The 20,277-nt window shown below is 62.5% G+C and carries 23 protein-coding genes and 1 pseudogene; 15 read left to right on the forward strand and 9 right to left on the reverse strand.

The window, feature by feature from the left end:
- Positions 1-819, forward strand: coding sequence for a sugar phosphate isomerase/epimerase family protein (locus AYR47_RS18705; RefSeq protein ID WP_033903174.1), 819 nt, complete (start codon positions 1-3; stop codon positions 817-819).
- Here the strand turns inward: AYR47_RS18705 and AYR47_RS18710 are convergent.
- Positions 820-1,693: pseudogene (locus tag AYR47_RS18710) on the reverse strand (undecaprenyl-diphosphate phosphatase).
- Between the two features lie 179 nt (positions 1,694-1,872).
- Here AYR47_RS18710 and AYR47_RS18715 point away from each other — a divergent pair.
- Complete coding sequence (locus AYR47_RS18715) at positions 1,873-2,379, forward strand: GNAT family N-acetyltransferase (protein WP_033903176.1); 507 nt, start codon at positions 1,873-1,875, stop codon at positions 2,377-2,379.
- On the opposite strand, the gene AYR47_RS18720 is transcribed toward AYR47_RS18715, so the two are convergent.
- Positions 2,357-3,301 (reverse strand): GlxA family transcriptional regulator, encoded by a 945-nt coding sequence (locus AYR47_RS18720; protein ID WP_033903177.1) that lies wholly within the window; start codon positions 3,299-3,301, stop codon positions 2,357-2,359. The genes AYR47_RS18715 and AYR47_RS18720 overlap by 23 nt on opposite strands.
- Before the next feature lie 159 nt (positions 3,302-3,460).
- On the opposite strand from AYR47_RS18720, the gene AYR47_RS18725 reads away from it, so the two are divergent.
- The 3 genes from AYR47_RS18725 (at position 3,461) to AYR47_RS18735 (ending at position 5,968) form a co-directional block, all read left to right on the forward strand.
- Positions 3,461-4,090, forward strand: coding sequence for a TetR/AcrR family transcriptional regulator (locus AYR47_RS18725; protein WP_033903178.1), 630 nt, complete (start codon positions 3,461-3,463; stop codon positions 4,088-4,090).
- Positions 4,087-4,764, forward strand: coding sequence for a type 1 glutamine amidotransferase domain-containing protein (locus AYR47_RS18730; RefSeq protein WP_038841760.1), 678 nt, complete (start codon positions 4,087-4,089; stop codon positions 4,762-4,764). The genes AYR47_RS18725 and AYR47_RS18730 overlap by 4 nt, the downstream gene beginning before the upstream one ends.
- A gap of 79 nt (positions 4,765-4,843) precedes the next feature.
- On the forward strand, positions 4,844-5,968 hold the full coding sequence (locus AYR47_RS18735; RefSeq protein WP_061436279.1) for an alkene reductase: 1,125 nt from the start codon (positions 4,844-4,846) through the stop codon (positions 5,966-5,968).
- Here AYR47_RS18735 and AYR47_RS18740 read toward each other — a convergent pair whose 3' ends face one another.
- Both AYR47_RS18740 and AYR47_RS18745 read right to left on the reverse strand, forming a co-directional pair.
- Entirely contained in the window at positions 5,969-6,955 is a 987-nt protein-coding gene (locus AYR47_RS18740) for an NAD(P)H-quinone oxidoreductase (RefSeq protein WP_061436281.1), read from the reverse strand.
- A 111-nt stretch (positions 6,956-7,066) separates the two neighbouring features.
- Complete coding sequence (locus AYR47_RS18745; protein WP_033903182.1) at positions 7,067-7,885, reverse strand: alpha/beta fold hydrolase; 819 nt, start codon at positions 7,883-7,885, stop codon at positions 7,067-7,069.
- 147 nt (positions 7,886-8,032) lie between these two features.
- Here AYR47_RS18745 and AYR47_RS18750 point away from each other — a divergent pair, with 147 nt between their 5' ends.
- On the forward strand, positions 8,033-9,100 hold the full coding sequence (locus tag AYR47_RS18750; RefSeq protein WP_033903183.1) for an NAD(P)-dependent alcohol dehydrogenase: 1,068 nt from the start codon (positions 8,033-8,035) through the stop codon (positions 9,098-9,100).
- Positions 9,101-9,142: 42 nt separating this feature from the next.
- Here AYR47_RS18750 and mntP read toward each other — a convergent pair whose 3' ends face one another.
- Together mntP and AYR47_RS18760 are read right to left on the reverse strand one after the other, a co-directional pair.
- A complete protein-coding gene (mntP, locus tag AYR47_RS18755) occupies positions 9,143-9,706 on the reverse strand; it encodes a manganese efflux pump MntP (protein WP_061436282.1) in 564 nt (187 codons plus the stop codon).
- Positions 9,707-9,927: 221 nt separating this feature from the next.
- Complete coding sequence (locus AYR47_RS18760) at positions 9,928-10,239, reverse strand: hypothetical protein (RefSeq protein WP_033903185.1); 312 nt, start codon at positions 10,237-10,239, stop codon at positions 9,928-9,930.
- 201 nt (positions 10,240-10,440) lie between these two features.
- On the opposite strand from AYR47_RS18760, the gene AYR47_RS18765 reads away from it, so the two are divergent.
- Genes AYR47_RS18765 through AYR47_RS18775 form a run of 3 tightly spaced genes read left to right on the forward strand, consistent with a single transcriptional unit; the run spans position 10,441 to position 12,606 of the window.
- Positions 10,441-11,100, forward strand: a complete 660-nt coding sequence (locus tag AYR47_RS18765) for a TonB family protein (protein ID WP_051422269.1) — start codon at positions 10,441-10,443, stop codon at positions 11,098-11,100.
- The gene (locus tag AYR47_RS18770) at positions 11,097-11,642 is read left to right on the forward strand and encodes an RNA polymerase sigma factor (RefSeq protein WP_038841783.1); all 546 of its coding nucleotides are present in this window, start codon (positions 11,097-11,099) and stop codon (positions 11,640-11,642) included. Before AYR47_RS18765 ends, AYR47_RS18770 begins: the two co-directional genes overlap by 4 nt.
- Positions 11,643-11,679: 37 nt before the next feature.
- Entirely contained in the window at positions 11,680-12,606 is a 927-nt protein-coding gene (locus AYR47_RS18775) for a FecR family protein (RefSeq protein ID WP_033901546.1), read from the forward strand.
- Here the strand turns inward: AYR47_RS18775 and AYR47_RS18780 are convergent.
- Positions 12,603-13,223: a type II secretion system protein GspJ gene (locus AYR47_RS18780; RefSeq protein WP_061436283.1), complete on the reverse strand. Its 621-nt coding sequence runs from the start codon at positions 13,221-13,223 to the stop codon at positions 12,603-12,605. The two genes, AYR47_RS18775 and AYR47_RS18780, sit on opposite strands and share 4 nt — an antisense overlap.
- Entirely contained in the window at positions 13,220-13,672 is a 453-nt protein-coding gene (gene gspH / locus AYR47_RS18785) for a type II secretion system minor pseudopilin GspH (RefSeq protein WP_061436286.1), read from the reverse strand. The genes AYR47_RS18780 and gspH overlap by 4 nt, the downstream gene beginning before the upstream one ends.
- A gap of 93 nt (positions 13,673-13,765) precedes the next feature.
- On the opposite strand from gspH, the gene AYR47_RS18790 reads away from it, so the two are divergent.
- Positions 13,766-14,197 carry a type II secretion system protein N gene (locus AYR47_RS18790; RefSeq protein WP_033901549.1) on the forward strand — a complete coding sequence of 144 codons (432 nt, stop codon included), beginning with the start codon at positions 13,766-13,768 and terminating at the stop codon, positions 14,195-14,197.
- Here the strand turns inward: AYR47_RS18790 and gspI are convergent.
- The gene (gene gspI / locus AYR47_RS18795) at positions 14,184-14,549 is read right to left on the reverse strand and encodes a type II secretion system minor pseudopilin GspI (protein ID WP_033901550.1); all 366 of its coding nucleotides are present in this window, start codon (positions 14,547-14,549) and stop codon (positions 14,184-14,186) included. The genes AYR47_RS18790 and gspI overlap by 14 nt on opposite strands.
- A 148-nt stretch (positions 14,550-14,697) precedes the next feature.
- Here gspI and gspG point away from each other — a divergent pair, with 148 nt between their 5' ends.
- Genes gspG through gspD form a run of 5 tightly spaced genes read left to right on the forward strand, consistent with a single transcriptional unit; the run spans position 14,698 to position 19,879 of the window.
- Positions 14,698-15,147 (forward strand): type II secretion system major pseudopilin GspG, encoded by a 450-nt coding sequence (gspG, locus tag AYR47_RS18800; RefSeq protein ID WP_033901551.1) that lies wholly within the window; start codon positions 14,698-14,700, stop codon positions 15,145-15,147.
- An 8-nt stretch (positions 15,148-15,155) separates the two neighbouring features.
- Complete coding sequence (gene gspK / locus AYR47_RS18805; protein ID WP_156487804.1) at positions 15,156-16,025, forward strand: type II secretion system minor pseudopilin GspK; 870 nt, start codon at positions 15,156-15,158, stop codon at positions 16,023-16,025.
- Positions 16,022-17,080: a type II secretion system protein GspL gene (gene gspL / locus AYR47_RS18810; protein ID WP_061436289.1), complete on the forward strand. Its 1,059-nt coding sequence runs from the start codon at positions 16,022-16,024 to the stop codon at positions 17,078-17,080. The genes gspK and gspL overlap by 4 nt, the downstream gene beginning before the upstream one ends.
- A complete protein-coding gene (gene gspM / locus AYR47_RS18815; protein WP_061436291.1) occupies positions 17,073-17,585 on the forward strand; it encodes a type II secretion system protein GspM in 513 nt (170 codons plus the stop codon). The genes gspL and gspM overlap by 8 nt, the downstream gene beginning before the upstream one ends.
- Positions 17,582-19,879, forward strand: coding sequence for a type II secretion system secretin GspD (gspD, locus tag AYR47_RS18820; RefSeq protein ID WP_061436293.1), 2,298 nt, complete (start codon positions 17,582-17,584; stop codon positions 19,877-19,879). Before gspM ends, gspD begins: the two co-directional genes overlap by 4 nt.
- The last annotated feature ends 398 nt before the right edge of the window (positions 19,880-20,277 follow it).

The raw sequence follows: 20,277 nt of genomic DNA on the forward strand, positions 1-20,277 counted from the left end.
ATGCGCCAATTCCTGGTGTTCCAATCCCTGTGGGCGATGCAGACCGAACCCGGCTGTCTCGACACCCAACTCGACCGCATCCAGGCCGCCGGTTTTGACGGCATTACCGATCATTACTGGCAACCTGCCGATGTCGCCCGTTTGCACGCGGCGGCTAGCTCAAGAGGCTTGCAGATCGAGGGCCAGCTGTTTCCGCAATCGATCGATGACCTGGCCGCCGCACTCGATGTGATCACTCGCTACGGCTGCCACCACCTCACCCTGCAAGCCGACGTACGCCCGCGCACCCAAGCCGAGGCGGCCCGGTTGATCGAAGGCTGGCAACGCCTGGCTGAGCAGGTGGACTTTCCGGTGTTGCTGGAAACCCACCGTTATCGCCTCACCAACGACCTGCTGTTCACCCTCGACCTGCTGGCGCAAATGCCGGATTTGAAGCTGCTGGCCGACTTGTCCCACTACGTGGTCGGGCGTGAACTGCCCGAACCGGGCGCGCCGGAAGACGACACACATATCCGCACGATTTTGCGCCACAGCTGGGGGTTTCACGGTCGTGTCGCCAGCAGCGAGCAGGTGCAAGTCTCCCTGGACTTTCCCCAGCACCAAGCCTGGGTACAGCGTTTTACCCAGTGGTGGCGCTACGGGATCGAGGACTGGCTGGCCCGGCCCGACACGCCGCAGAGCCTGTCCTTCACCTGCGAACTGGGCCCGCCGCCCTATGCGATCACCGGCGCGGACGGGCGTGAGATCAGTAATCGCTGGGCCGAAGCGCTGAAAATGCAGGCGTTGATTCGCGAGGTATGGCGCAGCAGTCAGGCATGATCAGCTCAACAGCCCGGTGCTGACCGCCACAATCAGGAAGATCCCCAGCAACGCGCGATAGATCACGAACGGCCAGGTGGAGAACCGCTCCAGGAACTTCATCAGGCCCCAGATCGCAAAAAACGCCGAGAGGCTCGCGACCACCAGGCCGAACAGCAAATGCGGCCAGGCATGGGCCGGCATGTCGGCGTGCAGCAGCACCCACAGTTCCTTCAGGCCGGCGAGGGCGATGGCGGGCAAGCCGAGCAGGAAGGAGAACCGCGCGGCTTCCTCACGCTTGAAGTTGAGGAACAGCGCGGCGGTCAACGTAGAACCGGACCGCGAAACCCCTGGAATCAGCGCACCGATCTGCGCAATCCCCACGATCAACGCATCCCGCAGGCGCATCTCGCTCACCTCGCGGGTGTGGCGTGCGCGCACTTCAGCCACCGACAGCAGCACGGCCATGACCACGCAGGAAATACCGATCACCATCAACCCGCGCAACGGTGAGTTGCAGGCGTTCAGGGTCGAAGACAGCGCCAGGGCCGGCGATGCCGATGGGGAGGGTCGCCAGCACAATCGCCACCGCCAGCTTGAACCAGCGGTCGTTGTAGTCACCCCGGCGCACCGCACCAATGCTGCCGGTGGTCACCTGGCGCACATCCCGCCAGAAGTAACTGACCACCGCCGCCAGCGCCGCCAACTGCATGGCCGCCGAGAATGCTGAGCCAGGATCCTGCCAGCCGAGCAGGGCGGGGACCACGCGCATATGGGCGGTGGATGACACCGGCAGCAGCTCAGTAATGCCCTGGATCACGCCCAGGATGAAGATCTGCAGGTAATCCAGGGAGGCAAAACCCACGTCCAGGCCGGCGGTACAGGCGTTTGTCAAAATACGTGTCCTTGAAAGAGAGCGTCAATTTCGCGGAGTTTATTCGAAATGTTTCAGGGTTTCGGCCGAGGCAACACCTATTTGCAATCGGTTCAGCAAGTAGAAAGGTTGGCCGCTCTCTTGGCCTGCCCCCAGGTTTTGTGAACAATGGCGCCCTGTGTTTTTTCACCGAGAGTCTCATGCCCGAAGTCACCGTCGAATTGATCCAGACCGGCCCGGAGCACGCCGAGCTGATCCGCAATCTTTACCAGTACTACGCCTATGAATCCTCTGACTGGGAACAGGAAGATGTGGAGGCCGATGGCCGTTTCTACATCCATGACGAACACCTGGTCCGTTACTGGGAGGACCCGCAATGGAGCGCCAACCTGCTGTTGGTGGATGGTTATATCGCGGGCTTTCTGTTGATCGAAGGCAGCGAGCTGCCGGGCATCCACGCCCTGGAGCTGGCCGACTTGTTCGTCCTCAAGCGTTACCGCCGCAAAGGCATCGGCCGCGCCATCGCCAGCCAGGTGCTGTGCAGTGGCGAGGCTGATTGGCTGGTGCGCTTCTATGATCAGGACGAAGTGTCCCAAGCGTTCTGGCGCACGGTGCTGGATAACCTGCCGCGTCCGGTGCAGACGATTGAGCTGGAGGATGACCCGCAGCTGGTGAGTTACCTGATTACGCGGGCGGCACTGCATTAAACGCCTGCTGCATCACCTGCGGCGGCTGCCCGAACGCCCTTAAAAATGCCTGGCGCATGCGCTCGCGATCACCAAAGCCGGTTTCGCGGGCGACGACCTCGACCGGGTGGCGACTGGTTTCCATCATCGCCCGCGCCGCCTCTACCCGCAGCGACTCGATGGCCTTGGCCGGTGTTTGCCCGGTCTCTTCCCGGAATACCCGGCTGAACTGGCGCGGGCTGAGGCGGGCGACATCGGCCAGCGCATCTACCGACAAGTCGTGGGTCAGGTTCTCGCGGGCATAGGCCAGGGCCAGTTGCACGCGGTCCGACTTGGGGTCCAGCTCCAACAGCGCCGACAACTGCGATTGTTCACTGCCCCGGCGTTGGGCGATCACCAGTTTGCGCGCAATGCGCCGGGCGAGGTCGCTGCCCAGGTCGTTTTCCACCATGGCCAATGCCAGGTCAACCCCGGCACTCATGCCGGCGCCGGTCCACACCTGGCCGTCCACCACAAACAGCTTGTCTTCTTCCAAGTGAATGTGCGGATAGCGCTTGCGAAAGGCCGGCGCGTGAATCCAGTGGGTGGTGGTGCGCTTGCCTTCCAGCAAGCCTGCTTCGGCCAGCACGAAGATGCCCATGCACAACGAGGCGACGCGTCGCGACTGGGCGGAGGCGGCCTTGACCAGTTCCAGCAGGTTGGCCTCCGGCAGGCGGAACTCCAGGTAGCCGCTGACGATGAGGGTATCGTAACCCTCCGGCCGGATCGGCGTGGTGTTCACCGAAAAGCCCTGGGACGTCATCACCGCGCCGCCGCTTTCCGACACCAGGTGAAACTCATAGGCCGGCTCGCCACGCAACAGGTTCGCGCACTCGAACACCGAGCCCAGGCTGAGACTCAAGGACTGGAAGTTCGGGTAAACCATCAGCGCAACGCTGTGCATCGCATGTCTCCGGGTGGGGGGAGCAGGGATTGTCGGCGGCTGCCGGGAAAACGGCAACCGACTTTGGCGCATGTCCGAAATCCTTGCGGATCTGACATTGTGCGGGTTTGCCCAGGCTCCTAACATTCCCTCAACGAACTAGACGACTGGTCTAATCCGATGAGCAGCGAAACTAAAACAGTACGCCAGAGCATTCTTGACACGGCGCAATTGATTGTTGGCCGCAAAGGTTTTTCTGCGGTGGGCCTGAACGAAATACTGCAAACCGCCGAAGTACCCAAAGGTTCGTTTTATCACTACTTCACCTCCAAAGATGCGTTTGGCGTTGTATTGCTCGACCACTACTTCGACAACTACGTGCACGGCATGCAGCAACTGTTCGAGCAACCGGGTTTAACCCAGCACACCAAGTTGATGCGTTATTGGCAGTGCTGGATTGATAACCAGACCGGCTGCACCGACGCAGGCAAATGCCTTGCCGTCAAACTCGGTGCGGAGGTGTCAGACCTTTCAGAGCCGATGCGCCTGGCCCTGCAACGTGGCACTGCACGCACCATCGGTTTGCTGGCCGAGGCCTTGCAGCAGGGCGTCGAAGACGGCTCGGTAGTGATTACGCAACACCCGGACAGCCTGGCCCAGCGCCTGTATGCGTTGTGGTTGGGGACCAGCGTCATGAGCAAGATCACCCGTACTACGGCGCCTTTTGATGAGGCGTTGGGGTTGACCCGGCAGTTGTTGGGTCAGCCGCAAGAAACTGACATTCACACCTATCGAGGCACTGGAAAATGAAAGTATTAATGGTACTGACCTCTCACGACCAGCTTGGCGATACCGGGCGCAAGACCGGCTTCTGGCTCGAAGAGTTTGCTGCACCCTATTACGCGTTCAAGGACGCCGGCGCCGAGATCGTGCTGGCTTCACCGGCCGGCGGCCAGCCGCCATTGGACCCGGTGAGTGATCTGCCGGACTTCCAGACCGAACAGACGCACCGTTTCGCCGCCGACCCGGCTGCCCAGCAAGCCCTGGCCTCCACGGTGAAACTGGACTCGGTCAACGCCGACGATTTCGACACCGTGTTCTACCCCGGCGGCCACGGCCCGCTGTGGGACCTGGCCGAATCGCCGGTGTCGATCGCGCTGATCGAGTCCTTCGAGCGTGCTGGCAAGCCGATCGGCTTTGTCTGCCACGCACCGGGCGCTTTGCGTCACGTCAAGGCGGTCAATGGTGAGCCGCTGGTCAAGGGCCGTCGCGTCACCGGGTTCTCCAACTCGGAAGAGGCGGCGGTGGAGTTGACCGATGTGGTGCCGTTTCTGGTGGAAGATGAATTCAAGAAGCTGGGCGGCCTTTATGAAAAAGGCGCTGACTGGCAGTCTTTTGTCATTACCGATGGCTTGTTGGTTACCGGGCAAAATCCTGGCAGTTCCAGTGATGTCGCTAAAGCCCTGCTGAAACTGACCGCTTAATTAATTAGACCGCTGAATTCATTGGCGACTTTTATAAGTCGCCAATGCTTTAACACGTCCAGAATTTGGAAATCCTTAAATGACTGATAATGTTTTAAGTACCCCAGTAAAGTTGGGTCACCATACGCTGAACAACCGTGTTGTCTTGCCGCCGTTGACGCGCCAGCGCAGCGCCCAACCGGGTGATATCGCCACCGACTTGATGGCCGAGTATTACCGCCAGCGGGCCAGTGCCGGTTTCATGGTCAGCGAAGGCACGCAGATCGAGCCGCGTGGCCAAGGCTATGCCTGGACACCGGGCATCTACACCCCGGCGCAGATCGATGGCTGGCGCAAGGTCACCGACGCGGTGCATGCCGAGGGTGGGGTGATCTTTGCCCAGTTGTGGCATGTGGGCCGGGTGTCCCATAACGCTTTGCAGCCTGAAGGGGCGGCGCCGGTTGCACCGTCGGCCCTGCAGGCCCTGCAAGCCAAGGCCTTTATCGAAACCGCGCCGGGCGAGGGTGAGTTGAAACAGCCGCCGGTGCCACGTGCGTTGGCTACGCAAGAGGTCAAGGACTTGGTTGGGCATTATGCCCAGGCGGCACGCAATGCGCTGGATGCGGGGTTTGACGGGGTGGAAATCCATTCGGCCAATGGCTACCTGGTGAACCAGTTCATCTCGGCCCACGCCAATCAGCGTGACGATGAGTACGGTGGTTCGTTGGAAAACCGCCTGCGTTTTCTGCGCGAGATCGTCGAAGCAGTGAGCGCGGTGGTCGGGCCGGAACGCCTGGGCGTGCGCTTCTCGCCGTTGTTCAGCGGCACCGATCAGGACCGTGTGTACATCGGCCTGGTGGAAGACGACCCGCACCACACCTACATCGAAGCCATCAAGGTGCTCGAAGCGTCGGGCATCGCCTACGTCTCCATCGCCGAAGCCGACTGGGACAACGCGCCCGACCTGCCTGAAACGTTCCGCCGTGCCGTGCGCGAGACGTTCAGCGGGCGGATCATCTACGCCGGCCGCTACACCGCTGAGCGCGGTGCGCGGTGGGTAGAGGCCGGGCTGGCGGACTTGATCGCGTTCGGGCGGCCGTTCATCGCCAACCCGGATCTGCCGCAGCGTTTGTTCAATGGGTGGCCGTTGAATCCGCTGCGGGTTGAAGGGATGTACGGCGGTGGTGCTGAGGGCTATATCGATTACCCGGTTTACGCCGAATAATCAGGCAACCCGCAATACAATCTTGCCAATATGATCCCCACCTTCCATCCGCGCATGCGCCTGATCGGCCTGGGTGTAATCGAACACCTGGTCGATCATCGGCAGGCAGCGCCCGGCTGACAGCACCGGCCATACGTGCTCGCGCAGTTGGTCGGCAATTGCGGCTTTCTCGGCCTTGGTCCGTGCGCGCAGCAGCGAACCGGTGACGATTGCGCGTTTGCCTAGAATGGTCAGCAAGTCCACCTCATTGGCCTTGGCACCGCCGAGGAACCCCAGCATCACTAGGCGGCCGTCCATCGCCAGCGCCTTGAGGTTGTTGTTGAGGTAGGAGGCACCCATGATGTCGAGGATCACATTCACGCCTTGATCGCCGATCACCTGGGCAAAGTCTTGTTCGCGATAATTGATCGCTTCTGCGCCAAGCGCACGGATGGCCGTACATTTTTCCTCACTGCCGGCGGTGGCAAACGCCTGGATGCCGAACTCGCGGCACAGCATCAGTGCGGTGGTGCCGATACCACTGGTGCCGCCATGGATCAGCACACGCTGGCCCTTGTGGGCGCCGCCGATGCCGAACAGGTTGGCCCATACGGTAAAGAAGGTTTCCGGGATGGCCGCCGCTTGAATCCAGTCCATGCCTTCGGGAACCGGCAACGCCTGGCTGGCGGGCACTGCGCAGTATTGGGCGTAGCCACCGCCATTGGTGAGGGCGCACACCTTGTCACCGACGGCGTACTCGGTCACGCCGTAGCCCAGGGCCACCACTTCACCCGCCACTTCCAGGCCGGGGATCGGGCTCATGCCGGGTTTCATCGGATATTTGCCGGCGCGCTGCAAGGCGTCCGGGCGGTTGACGCCGGCGGCGTGCACGTGGATCAGGATTTCACCGGCTGCCGGGGAGGGCAACGGCGCCTGGCGCGGCTTGAGCACCTCGGGTCCGCCAGGGGTGGTGATTTCAATCAGGGTCATTTCGGTAGGCAGGGACATTTTGCGGGTCCTGTGGCGGTGAGCGTATGAAGTGGGACCACCTTACCTGGCTGTTGATTCAATCGGAACCCCGCCCTACCAGCGCATACGCGCCAGTAGGGGGAGGACGTTTCAGCGGTTCAGAAACGCCAGCAAGTCTTCGTTCAACTGCTGGGTATGGGTGGCGGCAAACCCGTGCGGCGCATCCTTGTAAACCTTCAGTTCGGCACCTTTGATCATCTGCGCCGCGACTTTACCGGTGGTTTCGAACGGCACGATCTGGTCGCCATCGCCGTGGATCACCAGGGTCGGCACGTCAATCTTGGCCATGTCCGGGCGGAAGTCGGTTTCGGAGAATGCGGTGACGCAGTCCACCGTCGCCTTGAGGGACGCCTGTAGGGCAATCTGCAACGTCTGGGTCTGCACGCCTGCGGAGACGACCTGGCCTTTGTTGAGGCCATAGAACGGCGTGTTGAAATCGCTGATGAATTGCGCGCGGTCTTTCAGCAACTCAGCCTTGAAGCCGGCGAACACGTCGAGCGGCACACCCTGCGGGTAATCGGCTTGCTGGCCGAAGATCGGCGTCACCGCACCCAGCAATACCAGGCCGGCCACGCGTGCGCTGCCATGGCGTGCGATGTAGCGCGCCACGTCGCCGCCGCCCATGGAGAAGCCCACCAGGGTCACGTCCTTGAGGTCCAGGTGCTCGATCAGTTGGGCGATATCGTCGGCGAAGGTGTCGTAGTCGTTGCCGGTCCACGGCTGATCCGACCGGCCGAAACCGCGGCGGTCGAACGCGAGGGTGCGAAAGCCACGACTGCTCAGGTATTCCATCTGGTATTCCCACATATCGGCATCCAGCGGCCAGCCATGGCTGAACAACACGGGTTTACCGCTGCCCCAGTCCTTGAAGTAGATCTGGGTACCGTCTTTGGCAACGAATGTGCTCATGGAAAACTCCTGGGAGGGTGGAAAGAGAATGCTAGCTCACTATTGCGTTAAACCGGACGAAGGGCTTGTACGCCTGTGCTCGGTTGAACGGTTGAGCGTCTATGCTGGTCGATTGACTTCCAACGTCAGATCACACAGGTGAACGAAATGGCCAAGACTTACAGCTACGCCGCCCAGAACGCCAAGGACTCCCTCAAGCCCTACACCTTCGAGCGCCGCGCGCCGGGGGCGGATGATGTGCAGATCGACATTCTCTATTGCGGGGTCTGCCACTCCGACTTGCACACCGTGCGCAACGAGTGGAACAACACCCTGTATCCATCCGTGCCCGGCCATGAAATTGTCGGTCGTGTGACTGCCGTGGGTGGAAACGTCAAGACGTTCAAGGTCGGTGACCTGGCCGGCGTCGGCTGCATGGTCGACAGCTGCCAGCACTGCGCGTCCTGTGCCGAAGGCGAGGAGCAATACTGCGAGAACGGTTTTACCGGCACCTACAACGGCCCGGTGTTCGGCGGTGAGAACACCTTCGGCGGCTACTCCGACAGCATCGTGGTCAAGGAGAAGTTCGTGCTGCGCATTTCCCACGACGCGTCCAACCTGGCCGCCGTGGCACCGTTGCTGTGCGCGGGTATCACCACCTATTCGCCGTTGCACCACTGGAAGGTCGGCCCTGGCAAGAAGGTCGGCGTGGTGGGCTTGGGCGGCCTGGGCCATATGGCGGTGAAGATCGCCCATGCCATGGGCGCCCATGTGACGCTGTTTACCACCTCACCCAACAAGCGTGAAGATGGCCTGCGCCTGGGTGCCGATCAAGTGGTGGTCTCCAAGAATGCGGACGAGATGGCCAAGGTCGCCAACAGCCTGGATTTCATCCTCAACACGGTTGCCGCACCGCACAACCTCGATGCGTTCCTCAACTTGCTCAAGCGTGACGGCACCATGACCCTGGTCGGCGCGCCCGACAGCCCGCATCCGTCGCCGACGGTGTTCAACCTGATCTTCAAACGCCGCAGCCTGGCCGGTTCGCTGATTGGCGGCATCCAGGAAACCCAGGACATGCTCGACTTCTGCGCCAAGCACGGGATTGTCTCGGACATCGAAATGATCGATATCCAGGGCATTAACGAGGCGTATGAGCGGATGCTCAAGGGCGATGTGAAGTACCGGTTTGTGATCGATATGGATAGCTTGAAGAAAGCAAGTCACGCTGCCTGATTCATCTTCTGTAGGAGCCGTTCCCTCGGCTCCTACGCTTGATTAGGCCGAAAGATGTTCGTACAGAATCGTCGCACCTACCAGCATCAGCACCCCCCCCCCGACCATCTCTGCCCGTTTGCCCACCACGGTGCCCAGCACTCGCCCAAGCATCATGCCGAGGGTCACCATGGTCATGGTCGCCAGGCCAATCGCCGCCGCTGCCACCAGGATATTCACGTCGACAAACGCCAGGCCCACGCCTACCGCCAGTGCATCGATGCTGGTGGCGAACGCCGTCACGGCGAGGATCATGAAGGAATGCTGGGTCGGCTTTTCGGCCTCTTCATCATCGGCTTTCAACCCGTTCCAGATCATGTGCAGGCCCAGCCCGACCAGCAAAGTAAAGGCGATCCAGTGGTCCCAGTTTTCCACCCAGCGGGTGGCGGCATGACCGATGGCCCAGCCGATCATCGGCGTGATGGCTTCGATCACACCAAAGATCAGGCCGGCGCGCAGGGCTTCGGTAAGGCGGGGTTTGTGCAGGCTGGAGCCTTTGCCGATGGCCGCTGCAAAGGCGTCGGTCGACATGGCCAGGGCCAGGAGGATCAGGGAAATGGGGTTCACGGTCAGGCTTCCAGTCGGGCTATGGGACACAACGACACCGCCATGCGCCCGACTTCAGGCATGGGATGTCGCTGGTCTCACCAACCGAAAAGACGGTGTTCGCACCACGGCAGGTTGCCGAATATGTTGATACGAACGCTTCCAACAGGGTCAGAAGCCGGTTACTCCCCAACGAGGAGGGCGATCATAGGCGGGCATATATGAAAATTCCGTCAAAGCCTTCAAGGCCGCTGCGGCTTGACCGACGTGCCAAAGGTGTTGCCCATGCGCACGCTGGTCGCCGCCGGGGTGGACAACCCCACTGCATTCGGCGGCCGTTTTTCCACGGGGATGTTTTGGGCTTCGCGGTTTTTCTTCGCCGCCTTGGTCGCATTGGTATCGTTGCCCATCTGCTGGCTGAGGCAGCCATAGTCGGGCGCCTTGTAGCCATCCACGCTGACTTCGGCGCACGTGCCGGCGGCGTTTTCGGCGTGGGCGAGTACGGGCAGGGCAGCGCACAGCAACAGGCTGGCGAGGGTCGGTAACAGCTTCATCGGGCCTCCTGGCAGGCCCTGAGGAGTGGGCCGGTTAGGCTTGAAAGTGTAGTGCAGCGGGCTTCTCGTCACCGTGATGTTTTTTTTGCTATCACCGTAACATCAGGTTCATAAACTGGCCTCAGGATGACGGTTTTCTAGGGCGCGTCGGCCGTGCAGCGATGCAGAGCAGGGGGTGAACAGGGAGTCTGGAGGCGCGTCATGTGTGCCCTGGTCTTGCTGTTGCTGCTGGCCGGCGGTCGTATGGCGCAGGCAGAGTCACCGCTGCTGTCGTTGAACCTGCCGGCGCAAGACCTTGAACACGCACTGCAAGCCTACAGTCGCGCCACCGGGATGGCGGTGCTGGTGGACCGCGAGTTGACGCGGGGCCGGCGCTCCATCGGGGTACGCGGGCGCTTTACGGCGCAAGAGGCACTGGCGATGTTGCTGACAGGGAGTGGCCTGATGGCACGTTATGCACGCAGCGATGCGTTTACCTTGCAGACCCCGCAGGTCAGCCAACCACCGCCCACAAAGGGGGCGGCGGCACGCAGCGCCGCGCGGATCAACAACAGCTACGCGACGGCACTGCAGCAAGCCATCGAGACCAGCCTGTGCCGCTCGCCGCTGACCCGGCCCGGCAGCTTCCGGGCCTTGGTGCAGGTGTGGGTCAACCCGGACGGAGTGATTGAACACAGTCGGTTGGTCAGCTCCACCGGCGATGAACAACGCGATGAAGCACTGGTACGCAGCCTGAGCGCGGCCCGGGTCCAACGCCCGGCACCGAGCTCACTGCGCCAACCGGTGACTTTACTTTTGATGCCTGACACAACAGGAATGCGCATGGAATGCACAGCAGCGAAAGGAGCCTGGGGCGGATGAAAAATACCGGGCACAGTGCGATGGTCAGCTTGTTCCTGGCCTCCTACGAAGACTTCAAGGTGCGTTTGCGCAAGCGCCTGGGCTCGGAAGACCTGGCCAACGACGTGCTGCACGAAACCTACTTGCGGGTCGACCGCATGGACGTGCCGCCCAACCTGCAACAACCCAACGCCTACCTCTACCGCATGGCCTTGAACATCGCCGCCGACCGCCGCCAGGCCGACGCGCGCCTGCTCACCGGCAGCGAAGTGGAAGAACTGCTGCAAAGCGCCGACGAAGCCCAGGACCCGTCGCGGGTGGTGGGCGGTCAGAAAGAAATCCAGTCCCTGGTCAAAGCGCTCTACGAACTGCCGGCCCGTCGCCGCAAAATCCTCATCGCCGCCCGCCTGGAAGAGGCGCCGCACCTGGAGATTTCCCAGCGGTTCGGCATCTCCACGCGCATGGTCGAGAAGGAAATCAAGGCCGCCCTGGGCCACTGTGCCAAGCGCCTCGAAAGAAAAGTGATTCAGCGGTTCGGTCCCGGGGCCGGAAAACCGTCTTAGTGTCGAGTCCCTGATAAATCCGTGAGTACGTGCGCGCTTGAATATTTTCAGCTTCCCCAACGCCCGGCCATCCGCCGCCAGCCCCCTGCACGATGAAGCCCGCGACTGGCTGCTCCTGCTGACTTCGGGCCGCGCCACCGTGGCCGATGCCAAGGCGCTCAAAGCCTGGTGCGCGCAGAGCCCCGAGCATGCCCAGGCATTCGAGCAGGCCAAGGTGCTGTGGCAGCAACTCACACCGGCCCTCGACCAGGTGGCGCAACCGCGCAGCTTTGGTCGGCGCGCGTTTTTGGGCGGCGCGATTGCCGCTTCGGCAGCCGTGGTGATGGTGCGCGTCGGCGTGCCGGGTGGCTTTGCCGGACTCACGGCGGACTATCGCACCGAAGTCGGTGAGCAACGCCAAGTGCTGTTGAGCGAAGGGATCAGCCTGGAACTCAACACCCAGACCCGCATCAGTCGGGTGGGGCAGGGCATTGAACTGGTCGAAGGTGAAGTCGAAGTGATCGCCCACGTTGCCCAACCGCTCAAGGTCCAGGCCGGTGATGGTTGGGTGAGCGCGGCGCAGGCACGCTTCAACGTGCGCAACACCGACCACAACGTGTGCGTGACCTGTATCGAGGGCTCGCTCTCAGTGGATATCGCCGGACGCAGTGTGCGCCTGGATGGCGGTCGGCAACTGACCTATGGCGTTGCTGGCGTCAGTGAAGTGACCACGGTAGACACCCAGGCGGTCGTGGCCTGGCGTGAACAGATACTGGTGTTCAACAACGCCACGCTGGCGACGGTGGTGGACGAAATCAACCGCTACCGGCCGGGCATGCTGTTACTGCTCAACAAAGAGTTGGGCCAGCGCCGGGTGCAGGCGCGGTTCAGTTTGCAGCAGTTGGCGGGCGTGGCGTTGTTGATTCGCGATGCGTATGGGGCCAAGTGCACGGAGTTGCCGGGTGGGGTGGTGTTGTTGAGTTAATTCAAAGACCTCAACGGGCCTACCACCTGCCGGTACTTTTCCACGCCCTGAGGCGTCTGCCGCACCAGGCTGATTTCCAGTCCCAGCGGATCCTCCCGACGATTACCGCTCAATTGTCGCCATCCCTTGTCTGCGTCCCACACTCGCACCTGCAGGTCACTCACACCGGTCAACACCACCACCCCGTCTTTCGCCGCCGGCAGCGGGTATCGGTCCCGCGCTGGCGCGGCGGCGCGGTACAGCGAGTCGCCCTTGAGCCACCAGCGCACGCGTTGCAGCCCATCCCCGGCCATCGGGGCGCTGCGGATCACGTCCAGCCTGAAGCCCTTGCTGTCGGAGCTGCGCACGGTCACGGCGGCCAGCCCTTCGGTTTTGGGCGTCTGGTCTTGCGCCATATCGGTTGCGACCAGCTCAACACTGGCGCGCAAGCTGATGTCGCGCTGCATCTGGTTCAGCGCCCGTAGCAACACCTCGGTCTGCTCGCTGCTCGCCTGCAAATGCTGATCGGCACGGGTCACGCTGTCCAGCCCGCGCCAGGCGATCAGGCTGACCACCGCCATGAGCATGATCGCCACCATCACTTCGATCAGGGTGAAGCCTTGCTGGGACCTGTTCATGGTTGACTCACCACGCGCATCAAACCCGCAGCGTCGCGTTGCAGGCTGAGGCTGTGCTGCCCATCGGACAGCACCACCCGCAACGGCGGGTTGATCCACTCGGCATTGAGTACCAGGGTTTGCCGGGGTTCGATGTTGATCTGCATGGGCGTGCTTTCCCAGAGGCGCGGGCGCAGTTGGGTGTCGCCCTGGAAGGACTCCACGCTCGTCCCGTCATCGCTACGGCGATTGAAGCGAAAGCCCTTGGCATCCGCACGCCAAGTGATGGGGCGACCGTCGGCGTGGGCTTCGGCCTGGGCCACCTGCAGCAACTGGCTCAGGCGCTCGGCGTCTTTGCGCAGCAGGTGCAGCGGGTCGGGTTTGATCGTGAGGCTGATGGCGGCACTGGCGATGCCGATGATCACCAGCACCACCATCAGCTCGATCAGAGTGAAACCTTGCTGTTTCATCGCGGGCTTCCTGGAGAACTGGGGAGTCTGTGAAATAAAAGCGTGCGAATTGATCTGTAGGCTGGTGCGACGGACAAACAGGAGGTCCTCCCCATGGCATTTGCCCCTCGTTTCACCCTGGCCCACGGCGTGCAGGCGCTGGGGGTGCTGGCCGCCCTGGCGGGCGTGGCGGTATGGACGCCGCTGCTGCTGACCACGGCAGAATCCCACACGCCCCAAGCCACGCCCCAGGCACTGGCGGCGCGCAGCGATAACCCGGCGCTGCAATGGTTTTCCAATGCGCCGACGGCGCTGCAAGTCAAAGTCACTGGCGTGTTGGCAGGCGCCCGTGGTGCGGTGGCGATCCTGAGTCTCAACGACGGCCCGCCGCGCAGCTTTCTAGTGGGTGAACGCCTCAGCCCCGGCGTGCGGCTGACCGCCATCCAAGGTGACGGTGTGGAAATCGAACGCGGTGGTGAAAAGCTGCGCGTCAACCTCGACAAGTTGCCGGACGGCCCAGCGCTGCCGCTGCTCACTCGGCCATGACCTGGGTGTCCAGCCGCGCCAGGGGCGGCGCTTCGCGGCTGGCGTCGAGCACCTGCAGGTTGACCTGAAACAGGCGGCCATCGGCGTTGATGGTCTGCTCGCAACGTAATTTCAGGCGGCCTTGATCACACTCGAAGGTCTTCTTGCCACCCCGCAAATGCCCCTCCAGCCGCAGTTCCGCCAGGCGGCTCTGCGCCGCCAGCAACGCGATGGATTTATCCCGCAGCAAACCGTTGCTCTGGGTCATCAACCCGGCCACGCGCACGGCGGCGGCCATGGCCACGGCAATGATCGCCAGCGCCACCAGCACCTCGATCAGGGTAAAACCTTGCTCCTTGCGACGGCCGTACATGGCGTTCTCAAAGCCGGGAAACAGGCCCGCAGACTAGCGCCGGCAGTTGACCGATTGGCGACCGAAACTCCCGAGGATTTTCAATACGACTGACATGTGTTCTTGCAACACTGCGGCTCGAATTGCACTCAAGCCAAGGAATGTCGAGATGGATATCGCGCGCCTAACGTCCCCATTGCCAGGCCCTCGCGGGCAGCGTGGCTTCACCTTGATCGAGATCATGGTGGTGGTGGTCATCCTCGGGATCCTGGCCGCCATGGTGGTGCCCAAGGTGCTGGACCGGCCGGACCAGGCACGTGCCACGGCGGCCAAGCAGGACATTGGTGGGTTGATGCAGGCGCTGAAACTCTATCGCCTCGACCACGGTTCCTACCCCAGCATGAACCAGGGGTTGAAAGTGCTGGTGGAGCGCCCGGCGGATGCGAAGAACAGCAACTGGCGCGCCTACCTTGAACGCTTGCCCAACGATCCTTGGGGCAACCCTTATCACTACCTCAACCCAGGCGCCAACGGTGAGGTCGACGTGTTCTCCCTCGGTGCCGACGGCCAGCCAGATGGCGATGGTGTGAATGCCGATATCGGCTCCTGGCAGTTGTAAGGCCCACTATGAAACGGTATTCGCCCCCAGCGGCGAAGCAGCGCGGCATGGCGATTATCAGCGCCTTGCTGATCGCAGCGGTGGTCGCCGTGTTGGCCGGCGCCATGCTCACGCGCCAGACCGTGTTCACCCGTGGTCTGGAAGCCGAGCAACTGCGCATTCAGGGGCAATGGTTGTTGCAGGGTGGTCTTGAACGCAGCCGGCAGATGCTCTGGGACGCACGTCAGAAGGACGTGTTGACCCGCCTTGACCAGGCCTGGGCCCGCGCCCAACGTGGCGACTTCGAGGGCCGGATCGAGGATGAACAGGGCAAGTTCAACTTGCGCAACTTGGTCAGTCGCCAGCAGGTGGACGCCGAGCAGTTGCAGAGCTTCGAACGGCTGTGCCGACTGATCGGCGTTGACCCTACGGTGAGCCGGCGCATCAGCCAGCGGGTGATTGCTTCTTATGAGCCGCCTGCCAAATACCCGATGCTGCGCAGCCTGGATGACCTGAGCGGCATCGAAGGGCTCGACCCCGTCGTGCTGCAGCGCATGCAGGCCTATATCAGCGTGTTGCCCGGCCAGACCTGGGTCAATGGCAACACTGCCAGCGCCGAAGTACTTAGCGCGGTGGTGCCGCAGCTCAGCCTGTCCCAGGCCCATGGGTTGGTGGCCGAGCGCGACAGCGGGCAGTGGTTCATCAACCGCGGGGATTTCGTCAACCGCCTGCGTTTGCCTCAGGTGGACGTGGAGTCGGTACACGTGGGCATTACCAGTGAATGGTTCCGCGTGCAGGGCCAGGCGCGGCGTGAACAGCGGCGGGTGACGATCGATGCCTTGTTGCATCGTCCTGAAGACCGTCAGCCGCGCGTGATCTGGTCGCGGGTGGGCGTATGAAACGCCTGCGCATCGGCTTGCCGCCGCTGGATCAATTGACCGCTGACAGCCAAGTCAGATTTGCCTGGCTGGAGCGCGGCGCAGTCATTGAAGAGGGGTATGAAAGCCTGGCGCAGTTGGCTAAATCGCGCCAGGCAATGGAGTGTTTCCTGCACCCGCGCGACAGCCTGCTCACCAGCCTGGAGCTGCCCCCGCTACCCGCTGCGAAAACGGCGGCGGCGGTGGCCTGCGCGGCTCAGGCGCTGATCCTCGGCCCGGTGGACCAGATGCAGGTGGCCCACGGCCCGCGCGAAAGCGATGGGCGCGTGCAAGTCGCGTGGGTGCCCAAGGCCGGGTTGGAGCGGCTCGCGCAACTGCCACTCAAGCTGCGCGGGCTTTACCCGGCCCCCTTTGCCTTGCCGGTGGGGGCTGCTGCGTTGGATGACGGCTATCTGTTGACACGTGACAGCCTGCAACAAGGCACGGTGCATCCGCTCGGCTTGCAGGCGCTGGATATACCACTGGTTGAAGCGGCGCAGCGTTGGAGTGGAGCGGTACCCACGTGGGGCTTGCACGGCCGTCTGCGTCAACCTTCGACTGTTGGATGGGGCAGGGCGCTCGCGTGTGTCGCGCTCGCCACCGCCATCTGGACCCTCGGCCTCAACCTGTATGCCGCGCGCCAGGTCGAGGAAGGCCAGCGCTTCAAAGCATTGATGAGCCAGCAGGTGCGCCAGGCGTTTCCCGAATTGCCGGTGGTGCTCAACCCCTTGCAGCAAGCCCGTCAGCAATTGGCCGCACGCCAGAGCGGTGCCGCTGCTGATCCCGGCCAACGCTTCATCAGCCTGCTGCAATTGGCGGGTAGCAACCTGCCATTTATGGTCGGCAGCGTCGACAACCTGAGCTTTGAACAGGGCAGCTTGCATGTTGAACTGCTCGCCGACAGCCGTAACCCGGCCGCCGAGGGTGAATGGCAGGCGGCATTGGCCCAGGCCGGGTTTACCGCCAGCCGCAATGAGCAGGCCTGGACGATTGCCCCGGCCCAGCCCGCAGAAAAGCCAGGAGCCGGCGATGAATAAAGTGCAGCGACTGCGCAGCCAGGCCCAGGTGTTCTGGAGCGGCCTGGCCTTGCGCGAAAAACGCCTGCTCGGCGGCGCCGGGCTGGTGCTGGCAAGCCTGCTGACCTGGCTGGTGCTGGTGCAGCCCGCGCTGAAGAAGATCGATTACTGGCAGGCCGAAACCCCCAAGCTGCGCGCCCAGGCCGCAGCCTTGCAGGTGCTGTTGCAGGATGTCGCCGCGCCGCGTCAGGGCGACGAAAGCACACTGCGCAACACCTTGGATAGCGCAGGTCTTCAAGGCCATTACCAGTTGCAGGCGCTGGAGCCCACGGGTTGGCGGCTGACCTTCGATAACGCCCCGGCCGATGCCGTGGTGGGGTGGCTGCTGGGCAATGCCCGTTCGTTTTCCCTGGAGGTGTCCGAGGCGCGATTGCAACGCAGCCTCGACACCGTTGACAACTCGGCCGGCACTGTGTCCGGGACCGTTCGCATGGATCAGGCGCTTGGCGCTAAGGAAGCTTCATGAAGTGGTCAGTTCCCCCGTTTCGTCTGGTCGCGCCGTTGCTGGTGCTGGCCCTGAGCGCGTGCAGCAGCCAGCAGGCCACCAAGCCGTTGCTGGTGGACAGCGAACTCGGCCAACCGCTTGCCGATACGCGCAGCAACGGCGAGACCTTGCAAGATCGTCTGCGCGAACCCGCCCCCAAAGCCCCCGTGCAACACCGGGTTACCAACAGCGCACGCGGCCACGCCCCGGCGGTGGTCAAGGCACGCAACCCATTGGGTGATCAGCCGGTTCAGCTCAACTTCGTCGACGCCGATATCCAGGCGGTGGTGCGCGCGCTGTCCCGCGCCACCGGCCAGCAATTTCTGGTGGACCCGCGTGTGAAGGGCAACCTCACCCTGGTCAGCGAAGGCCAGGTGCCGGCGCACCAGGCCTACGACATGCTGCTGGCGGCGCTGCGCATGCAGGGCTTCAGCGTGGTTGACGTCGGCGGCGTGGCCCAGGTGGTGCCCGAAGCCGATGCCAAATTACTCGGCGGCCCGATCTACAGCGCCGGCAGCAGTGGCATGCAGACGCGCACCTTCCGCCTGCAATATGAGAACGCGGTGAACCTGATCCCGGTGCTGCGTCCCATCGTGTCGCCGAACAACCCGATCAACGCCTACCCCGGCAACAACAGCATCGTTATTACCGACTACGCGGAAAACCTCGCGCGTGTGGCGCAGATCATCAACGGCATCGACACCCCCAGCGCCATCGACACCGACGTGGTGATGGTGCAGAACGGCATCGCCGTGGACATCGCCGCCATGGTCTCCGAACTGCTGGAAACCCAAGGCGCCGACCAGACCCAGAAGATCAACGTGATCGGCGACCCGCGTTCCAACTCGATCATCATCCGCTCCGGCAGCCCGGAGCGCACCGAGCTGGCGCGCAACCTGATCTACAAGCTCGACAACGCCCAGAGCAATCCGAGCAACATGCACGTGGTGTACCTGCGCAACGCCCAGGCGGGCAAATTGGCCCAGTCGCTGCGTGGGTTGTTGACCGGTGAGAGCGATTCCGGCGTCAGTGACGACGCGCGTGGCAAGCTCAGCGCCATGGGCGGCAATGGCAAGAACACCCAAGGCGCGAGCAACGCGCAAAACAGCAGCGGTACCCCTACCGGCAGTGGTGTGCAATCCGGTTATGGGCAGTCCACGGGTTCAACGGCTAACACCAACGGTACGGCTAATGATCAAGACACCGCGTTCAGCGCCGGCGGCGTGACCATCCAGGCCGACGCCACCACCAACACCTTGCTGATTTCTGCGCCGGATCCGCTGTACCGCAACCTGCGTGAAGTGATCGACATGCTCGACCAGCGCCGCGCCCAGGTGGTGATCGAAAGCCTGATCGTAGAAGTCGGCGAAGACGATGCCACTGAGTTCGGCGTGCAGTGGCAAGCCGGGAACCTCGGTGGCAAGGGCGGGTTTGGTGGCGTGAATCTCGGCGGCAGTGGCGTGAACAGCACGCCGACCAGCAAGACCAGTATCGATGTCTTGCCCAAGGGCCTGAACGTGGGGTTGGTCAATGGCACCGTGGATATTCCCGGTATCGGCAAGGTGCTCGACCTCAAGGTGTTGGCGCGTGCGTTGAAGAGCAAGGGTGGCACCAACATTCTGTCCACGCCCAACCTGCTGACCCTGGACAACGAAGCAGCGAGCATTTTTGTGGGGCAGACGATTCCGTTTGTCACCGGCAGCTATGTGACCGGCGGAGGGGGCACCAGCAACAACCCGTTCCAGACGGTGCAGCGTGAGGAGGTGGGGCTGAAGTTGAATGTGCGGCCGCAGATTTCCGAAGGCGGTACGGTGAAGCTGGATATCTACCAAGAGGTCAGTACGGTGGATACGCGGGCTTCGGTGGAGGCGGGGACGGTGACCAACAAGCGGGCGATCGATACCAGTATTTTGCTGGATGACGGGCAGATCATGGTGCTCGGTGGGTTGCTGCAGGATGGGTACAGCCAGAGTAATGATGCGGTGCCGTGGTTGTCGGATATTCCGGGGTTGGGGGCGTTGTTCAGGAATGAAAAGCGCAGTGTGAACAAGACCAATCTGATGGTTTTTTTGCGGCCTTACATTATTCGGGACAGTGGGGCGGGGCGCAGTATTACGTTGAATCGGTATGAGTTTATGCGGCGGGCGCAAGGGGGGTTGCAGCCGGAGCATAGTTGGGCGATGCCGGATGTGCAGGCGCCGCAGTTGCCTTCGGTGGAGAAGGCGATTCCTGGGGGGCAGGGGCCGCGGGCGGTGATTCGGGCGGTGCCTAAGTGAGCGTACATATCCGTTGCTGCGGTAACGGCCACTTAGGGTTCCGCTCTTACAGCGGGTCACTTTTGGCAAACGCCCCAAAAGTAACCAAAAGGTCTTCGCCCCACCACTCGGCACCTCGCCTAGGCTCGGTGTGCCCTCACTCCGGCTTGAATCCGTGGGCCGCCGCAATGGGCCATCCATGGCCCAGTGCGGCTAACCCGGCGTCCTGCCGGGTTACCCACGGATTCAAGCCTGCGTTCGGCCAGCGTGGTTTTACGGGGCGCCGAAGATCAAAAGCCAAAGCAAAAGCAGAGCGCGGCGGCCTTAGAGCCGACCGGTTTCTTATTGTCGACCCTTGCCAAATGTGGGAGCTGGCTTGCCTGCGAATGTATCGCCTGGGTCTATCTGATTCACCAAGG

The organism is Pseudomonas azotoformans (genome assembly GCF_001579805.1).
GTDB classification, from domain to species: Bacteria; Pseudomonadota; Gammaproteobacteria; order Pseudomonadales; family Pseudomonadaceae; genus Aquipseudomonas; species Aquipseudomonas azotoformans_A.